Origin of the sequence: Pseudomonas sp. B16(2017) (genome assembly GCF_002113205.1) — a bacterium.
Classification (GTDB): domain Bacteria; phylum Pseudomonadota; class Gammaproteobacteria; order Pseudomonadales; family Pseudomonadaceae; genus Aquipseudomonas; species Aquipseudomonas pharyngis.
This window is the reverse complement of record NZ_NEKA01000008.1, coordinates 307448-314194: the sequence shown is the minus strand read 5'-3', so window position 1 is coordinate 314194 and position 6747 is coordinate 307448. Positions and strand designations below refer to the sequence as shown.

Sequence of the window (6747 nt, the reverse complement as noted above, 5' to 3'; positions counted from 1 at the left end):
TCGATGAACTGAAGCGATCTACTATCGAAACCTACTTAACTCATTGAATCTCAAGGAGTTTTCCGTTTCGACTGCGCCGGAAGTGGGGCGAATTATAGAGACTCAGAATCTGCCGTCAACCATTAATTTGAGTTTTCTATCAAGAGAAGGAAAAAGACCGCTTCTTTATAGACGGGGGCTTGGCGAGTGCGCACTATATTGCCCAATACAACAGCTACTCTTCGGATGATGCCACGCAATGAACGATCAACCTCGCAGCCTTGCCTCAACTCTGTTCCCGGTTGGCTTGCTATTAATAGCCATGGCATCAATCCAGTCAGGCGCTTCGCTGGCCAAAAGCATGTTCCCTATCGTTGGAGCCCAAGGTACTACTACCCTTCGCCTGATCTTCGCCAGCGTGATCATGCTGTTATTGCTCAAACCCTGGAGAGCGAAGCTGACAGCCAAATCACTGCGCACAGTGATTATCTACGGGATGGCACTAGGCGGCATGAACTTCCTTTTCTATATGTCGTTGCGCACCGTTCCGCTCGGCATCGCAGTCGCGCTGGAGTTCACGGGTCCGCTGGCAGTCGCTATCTATGCCTCGCGTCGCGCGATCGACTTTCTCTGGATTGCCCTGGCTGCCATCGGCTTGTTGCTGTTGATACCGACCGGCGCCACGGCAACGGGTATCGATCTGGTCGGTGCAGGTTATGCGCTGGGAGCCGGCGCGTGCTGGGCGTTGTATATCCTGTTTGGCCAGAAGGCCGGCGCAGATAACGGCGTGACCACTGCGGCACTTGGTGTGATGATCGCAGCCCTGTTCGTCGCCCCCATAGGCATCGTCCACGCCGGCAGCGCACTGCTGACACCCGCATTGATCCCCATCGCTATCGGGGTCGCGATCCTTTCCACAGCTCTCCCCTACACACTGGAAATGGTCGCCCTCACCCGCATGCCCGCCCGCACCTTTGGCACGCTTATGAGCATCGAACCGGCCTTCGGCGCACTCTCGGGTCTGCTTTTCCTTCAGGAATACCTCTCTTTGTCACAATGGATGGCGATCCTGTGCATTATTCTGGCCTCCGTAGGAGCAACCATGACGATGGGTAGCACCTCTAAACCCGCCATCGCGGCAGATTGAAAGAGGATTTTACGAAGGTCTGGCAATTGGCGTTCATTTAGGCCATGTTTAGCCTCGCAACCCAATGCCAGACATGGATTTTTTCGGATAGGGATATCGGAACGCTTCAAGCGAGAGCGCATACAGGCAGACCCGAGCGTCAGACTCGAGGCGGCCATAAGGACGGTAATGAAACGAATTTTGATACTGATCGCCATACTCGCCGTTGCGGGCTGCGCGGCGACGTCGAAGACCCACGTAAAACACGGCAAGAAAGGGCTGCACATCAACTGTTCGGGGTTGTCCTCCTCTTGGGACAAGTGCTACGCCAGCGCCGCGAACTCTTGCGCGCCGAAGGGCTACAAGGTCATTGCAAAATCTGGCGACACCGTAGAAGAGCCAGGTGATTATCCCTTTGGCCTCAACCCCGCCGGCTATACCAGCCGCAGCATGATCGTCATCTGCAAATAAATCATCGCCCCTACTGCGTTCGCGAAGCGGCGAGCTGGATCCCGATCTCTTCACGACAGGAATCCAGCACCCGCTGCTGAATCCTGGGCGACGCCAGCATACGCGCCACCACCAATGCCCCGACGCATTGCGACAGAATTGCCCAGGCCAGGCTGTCACTTTCCAGAATTTGCGCCCAACTCTCCTGAAGCTTGCAAATCCACAGCTCAGCCTGTTCCCGCACAACGACGTCCGACCGCGCAATCTCGGCGCCCAGAGCCGGTAATGCACAGCCCAGTTCAGGCTGCTCGACATGAGCCATTTTCAGATACAGCTTCAGGCACCGCTCCAGCCGTTCGCGATCCTGCGCACCCTGCCCGCCCAACCGCTCCAGACTCTGGCATAACTCGCGCTCGACGATAGCCGCGAACAGAGCATCCTTGGACGAGAAGTGGCTGTAAAACGCCGCCCCACTCAGGCCGATCGCCTTCATCAGACCATCGACGCCCATTGATGAAAACCCATTTTTTTTCGCAGACAACGAGCTGCTTTGCAGGAGCTTTTCTTTGGTTTCCAGCTTGTGACCGGCGGAATACCGCATGTTCTGTCCTCACATTGAGTGCCTTGACGCTGAGCAAATCCTAGCATAACGTTCGTTCACTTAACGATCGTTTACTAAAGGGATCCACCCATGAATAACAAGAAGGTCGTGTTGGTTGTCGGAGCAGGTGACGCCACGGGCGGCGCCATTGCTAGGCGGTTTGCCAAAGAGGGTTTCATCGCTTGCGTCACGCGGCGCAGCGCCGACAAATTACAGCCCTTGGTGGAAGCCATTCAGATGGACGGCGGTGAAGCCCACGGTTTTGCCTGCGATGCGCGCAAGGAAGAAGACGTAATTGCGCTGATTGAAGATATCGAAACCCGCCTCGGACCGATTGAAGCATTCGTTTTCAACATCGGCGCCAACGTGCCCTGCAGCATTCTTGAAGAAACCGCTCGCAAGTATTTCAAGATCTGGGAGATGGCCTGTTTCTCCGGGTTTCTCAATGCCCGGGAAGTCGCCAAACGGATGGTGACCCGCCGTCGCGGCACGATCCTGTTTACGGGTGCCACCGCTGGTCTGCGGGGCGCCTCGGGCTTTGCCGCATTCGCGGGAGCCAAGCACGGTATCCGGGCTCTGGCACAAAGCATGGCCAGAGAGCTTGGCCCGATGAACATTCATGTCGCCCACGTTGTGGTCGACGGTGCCATCGATACCGATTTCATCCGCGACAACTTCCCTGACAAATATGCCACCAAAGATCAGGACGGTATCCTCGCCCCCGAACACATTGCCGAGAACTACTGGTATCTGCATAGCCAGCCACGGGACGCCTGGACGTTCGAGCTGGATCTGCGCCCGTGGAACGAACGCTGGTAATCCCACCAAGAACAAAAACAGAGTGCAGCGAACATGAGCAAAACCGTGGAGTTCTATTTTGATCTCGGCAGCCCCGCCACCTACCTGGCGTATACCCAACTGCCGAAAATCTGCGCTGAAACCGGCAGCCAGTTGATCTACATTCCGATATTGCTGGGCGGCGTCTTCAAAGCCACCGGCAACGCGTCGCCGGCAATGATCCCGGCCAAGGGTCGTTACATGTTTCAGGACCTGGACCGCTACGCCAAACGCTACGGCGTGCCCCTGAAATTCAACCCGCATTTCCCGATCAATACCCTGATGTTGATGCGCGCGGTCACCGGCATTCAACTGCGTTATCCGGATCGCTTCCCGGCATTCATCGATTGCCTGTTCAAAGCGCTGTGGGTTGAAGGCCGCGCCCTCGATGAGCCGGCAACAGTTGCCGCCGTGCTGACCGAACATGGCTTCAATCCTGAAGAAGTACTGGCGTTGACCAACGATGAAGCGGTCAAGGCTGCGCTCAAGGACAACACCGAAACCGCCGTGAAGCGTGGCGTCTTCGGTGCGCCGAGCATGTTCATCGACAACCAGTTGTTCTTCGGTCAGGACCGGCTCGACTTCGTTGTGGAAGCCCTGCGTTAAATCTCCACAACCACACCAGTCCGCCTGGGTCAACGCGTTTGTCGACTTCATGACCCAGGCGCTGGCCGCAGCGCCCGAGCTTCAACCTGTTAAATAGCGGCAGTACGGGTGTTCAACCAATCCAGCGCCGCGCCATCAAGCAACGGGCTCAGGCGCTCGCGCACTTCGGCGTGATAGGCGTTGAACCACTGCTTCTCTTCCTGCGTCAGCAACGAGGGCTCCAGGCAGCGAGTGTCGATCGGGCACAGGGTCAGGGTTTCGAACTTGAGGAATTCGCCGAACTCACTGCTTCCCGCTTCAACGTTCATCGCCAGGTTCTCGATCCGCACACCCCAGCGGCCCGGACGATAAGTGCCCGGCTCGATGGAGGTGATCATTCCAGGCTGCATAGCGGTTTGTGGCGCCGGCGCCGCCTGATAGGCGATCACCTGCGGACCTTCATGCACGTTGAGGAAGTAGCCCACGCCGTGACCGGTGCCGTGACCGTAGTCCACGTTTTCGGCCCAGATCGGCGCACGGGCAATCGCATCCAGTAACGGCGACAGAATGCCTTTCGGGAAATGCGCGCGGGACAAGGCGATCACGCCCTTCAACACCCGAGTGCAGTCACGTTTCTGCTCTTCACTCGGCGTACCGACCGCCACCATCCGCGTAATGTCGGTGGTACCGCCCAGGTATTGGCCACCGGAATCAATCAGCAGCAAGCCGTCACCCTCGATCACCGCGTGTTCTTCCGGAGTGGCGTGGTAGTGCGGCATCGCACCATTGGCGTTGAACGCAGCGATGGTGTTGAAACTCAGCGACACATAATCCGGGCGACGCTCCCGGGCGGCGGTGAGTTTTTCGTCGATGGTCAGTTCGGTAATGCGCTCACGACCCCAGGCCGAATCCAGCCAGGTGAAAAACTCGCACAGCGCCGCGCCGTCCTGCTCCATCGCCTGACGGATGTGTGCGGCGTCCGCCAGGCTCTTCTGCGACTTGGCCAGTGTGGTCGGGTTCAGGCCTTCGACCAGTTTCACGCCAGTGTCGAGATTATCCAGCAGACCGCTCGTGACCCGCGCCGGATCCACCAGCAGGCTCGCGCCACTCGGGATCGCACGCAAGGCGTCAGCGACTTCGCTGTAATCGCGCAGGGTCACGCCGTCTTTATCCAGCACTGCGCGCAGCTCAGCATCGACCTTGCTCAGTGCGACAAACAGCGTGGCTTGTTGCTGGCTGATCAGCGCGAAGGAAACGAATACCGGGTTGAACGACACATCGCCGCCGCGCAGGTTAAACAGCCAGGCGATATCGTCGAGGGTGGCAATGAAGTGCCAGTCGGCACCGCGTTCCTGCAAAGTCTCGCGCAGTTTGCCGAGTTTCTCGCCACGGCTGACAGTCGCCTGCGGTGGCAGGTGCTGGTAGATCGGCGCGTTCGGCAGCGCCGGGCGATCACTCCAGACTTCCTTCAACAAGTCGATGTCGGTACGCAGACTGGCGCCCCGGGCTTCGAGCTTGCTGCCCAGCGTACGTGCCGACGCGACGGCCATCACCGCACCATCGACCGCGACCACGCCACCTTTCGGGGTCTGCTCGGCCAGCCAGTCCAGCGGGCTCGGCTGACCCGGTTGCAGTTTCACCAGTTCGATACCGCTGCCCTTGAGTTCCTTTGTCGCCTGTTCCCAGTAACGGCTGTCAGCCCAGACCCCGGCGAAATCGTTGGTGACAATCAACGTGCCGACCGAGCCATGGAAACCCGACAGCCATTGCCGGCCCTGCCAGTAACCCGGCAAGTATTCCGACAGGTGCGGGTCGGCGGACGGCACCAGCAACGCATGGATACCTTCGCGACGCATCAATTCACGGGTGTGCGCGAGGCGCTGGGGAACCGTTCCTTCGGTCAAAGTCTGGGTACTCATCATGTCTCCTGCCAATCACTGCATCGTTATTGTTCGTAGCCGTCAGGTCGGCTGGTTAAAGTCCTGTCGCCCAGAATGCCGGAGCACTGGCGCAGGCGGTCTTGATCAGTTCTACAGCCTTGTCGATGTCCTCGGCGGTGGTGAAACGGCCGAGGCTCAGGCGAATGGTACGGCCGGCCAGGTGCGCGTCATGCCCCAATGCCAGCAAGACGTGGGACGGCGCGTTGCTGGCGGAATTGCAGGCCGAGGTCGCGGAAAATGCAATCGAATGGCTCAGCGCCACCGGGTTGAACTCGCCTTCGCTGAAGGTCAGGCTCAAGGTGTGCGGGATACGTTGGGTGCTGCTGCCGTTGAGGCGCACGCCCGGAAGGTTCAAGAGTTGTTCGAGCAGTCGCTCGCGCAGCGCGACGATGGTCTTTTTCTCGTCATCGAAAGCCTCGGCGGCCAGGGCAAACGCCGAGCCCATGGCAGCAATCTGGTGAGTCGCCAGCGTACCGGAACGCAAGCCGCCCTCGTGCCCGCCACCGTGAATCTGCGCCTGCAAACGCTGTTGCGCACGCGGGCCGACGTACAGCGCACCGATGCCTTTGGGCCCGTAGAGTTTGTGCGCCGAAAACGACATCAGATCGACCGGCCATTGCGCCAGATCGATCGCGACCTTGCCGGCGCCCTGGGCCGCATCGACGTGGAACAACGCCCCGCGCCCACGCACCACTTCGCCGATGGCCGGGATGTCGTTGACGGTACCAAGTTCGTTGTTGACCAGCATCAGCGACACCAGAAAGGTGTCTTCACGCATCGCTTCGCTGACCGCTTGCGCGGTAATCAGGCCTTCGGCGTCCGGCACCAGATAGGTCACGGCGACACCGGCGTCCTGCAATTGCCGGGCGGTATCGAGGATGGCCTTGTGTTCGATCTGACTGGTGATGATGTGCCCGCCGGACATACCACGGGCCTGGGCCACGCCTTTCAGTGCAAGGTTGTTGGATTCAGTGGCGCCGGAGGTCCAGACGATCTGCTGCGCCTGGGCGCCGACCAGTTCGGCGACTTGCCGGCGAGCGTTCTCGACCGTTTGCCGGGCCTGCTGGCCGAAGGCGTGGGAACTGGAAGCCGGGTTGCCGAAATTACCGTTGAAACCCAGACACTCGATCATCACCTGGATGACCCGCTCGTCCACCGGGGTGGTGGCGGCGTAATCGAAATACAGCGGACGTGTGTTCATAAAAAGACTCGCAGAGCGTGTTCCGGGA

7 protein-coding genes are annotated in these 6747 nt (G+C 59.2%); 4 read left to right on the top strand and 3 right to left on the bottom strand.

Annotated elements, in window-relative coordinates; translation table 11 throughout:
• The first annotated feature begins 238 nt into the window (after nt 1-238).
• Entirely contained in the window at nt 239-1126 is an 888-nt protein-coding gene (gene rhtA, locus CAG25_RS16695; RefSeq protein ID WP_064598184.1) for a threonine/homoserine exporter RhtA, read from the top strand.
• A 168-nt stretch (nt 1127-1294) separates the two neighbouring features.
• Nucleotides 1295-1576 (top strand): hypothetical protein, encoded by a 282-nt coding sequence (locus tag CAG25_RS16690; protein WP_064598185.1) that lies wholly within the window; start codon nt 1295-1297, stop codon nt 1574-1576.
• 10 nt (nt 1577-1586) lie between these two features.
• On the opposite strand, the gene CAG25_RS16685 is transcribed toward CAG25_RS16690, so the two are convergent.
• Nucleotides 1587-2156 carry a TetR/AcrR family transcriptional regulator gene (locus tag CAG25_RS16685; RefSeq protein ID WP_064598187.1) on the bottom strand — a complete coding sequence of 190 codons (570 nt, stop codon included), beginning with the start codon at nt 2154-2156 and terminating at the stop codon, nt 1587-1589.
• Nucleotides 2157-2246: 90 nt separating this feature from the next.
• Here CAG25_RS16685 and CAG25_RS16680 point away from each other — a divergent pair, with 90 nt between their 5' ends.
• Nucleotides 2247-2975 carry an SDR family oxidoreductase gene (locus CAG25_RS16680; RefSeq protein WP_085612256.1) on the top strand — a complete coding sequence of 243 codons (729 nt, stop codon included), beginning with the start codon at nt 2247-2249 and terminating at the stop codon, nt 2973-2975.
• Nucleotides 2976-3008: 33 nt separating this feature from the next.
• Nucleotides 3009-3599, top strand: coding sequence for a 2-hydroxychromene-2-carboxylate isomerase (locus CAG25_RS16675; RefSeq protein WP_085612255.1), 591 nt, complete (start codon nt 3009-3011; stop codon nt 3597-3599).
• An 89-nt stretch (nt 3600-3688) separates the two neighbouring features.
• Here the strand turns inward: CAG25_RS16675 and CAG25_RS16670 are convergent, their stop codons facing one another.
• Nucleotides 3689-5497 carry an aminopeptidase P family protein gene (locus CAG25_RS16670; RefSeq protein ID WP_085612254.1) on the bottom strand — a complete coding sequence of 603 codons (1809 nt, stop codon included), beginning with the start codon at nt 5495-5497 and terminating at the stop codon, nt 3689-3691.
• Between the two features lie 55 nt (nt 5498-5552).
• Nucleotides 5553-6719, bottom strand: a complete 1167-nt coding sequence (locus CAG25_RS16665; protein WP_085612253.1) for an aminotransferase class V-fold PLP-dependent enzyme — start codon at nt 6717-6719, stop codon at nt 5553-5555.
• Nucleotides 6720-6747 lie beyond the last annotated feature (28 nt).

Coding starts and splice junctions, on each gene's coding strand:
- CAG25_RS16665 (WP_085612253.1), bottom strand. CDS start 6,719: ATGAACACACGTCCGCTGTATTTCGATTACGCCGCCACCACCCCGGTG.
- rhtA (WP_064598184.1), top strand. CDS start 239: ATGAACGATCAACCTCGCAGCCTTGCCTCAACTCTGTTCCCGGTTGGC.
- CAG25_RS16690 (WP_064598185.1), top strand. CDS start 1,295: ATGAAACGAATTTTGATACTGATCGCCATACTCGCCGTTGCGGGCTGC.
- CAG25_RS16680 (WP_085612256.1), top strand. CDS start 2,247: ATGAATAACAAGAAGGTCGTGTTGGTTGTCGGAGCAGGTGACGCCACG.
- CAG25_RS16685 (WP_064598187.1), bottom strand. CDS start 2,156: ATGCGGTATTCCGCCGGTCACAAGCTGGAAACCAAAGAAAAGCTCCTG.
- CAG25_RS16675 (WP_085612255.1), top strand. CDS start 3,009: ATGAGCAAAACCGTGGAGTTCTATTTTGATCTCGGCAGCCCCGCCACC.
- CAG25_RS16670 (WP_085612254.1), bottom strand. CDS start 5,497: ATGAGTACCCAGACTTTGACCGAAGGAACGGTTCCCCAGCGCCTCGCG.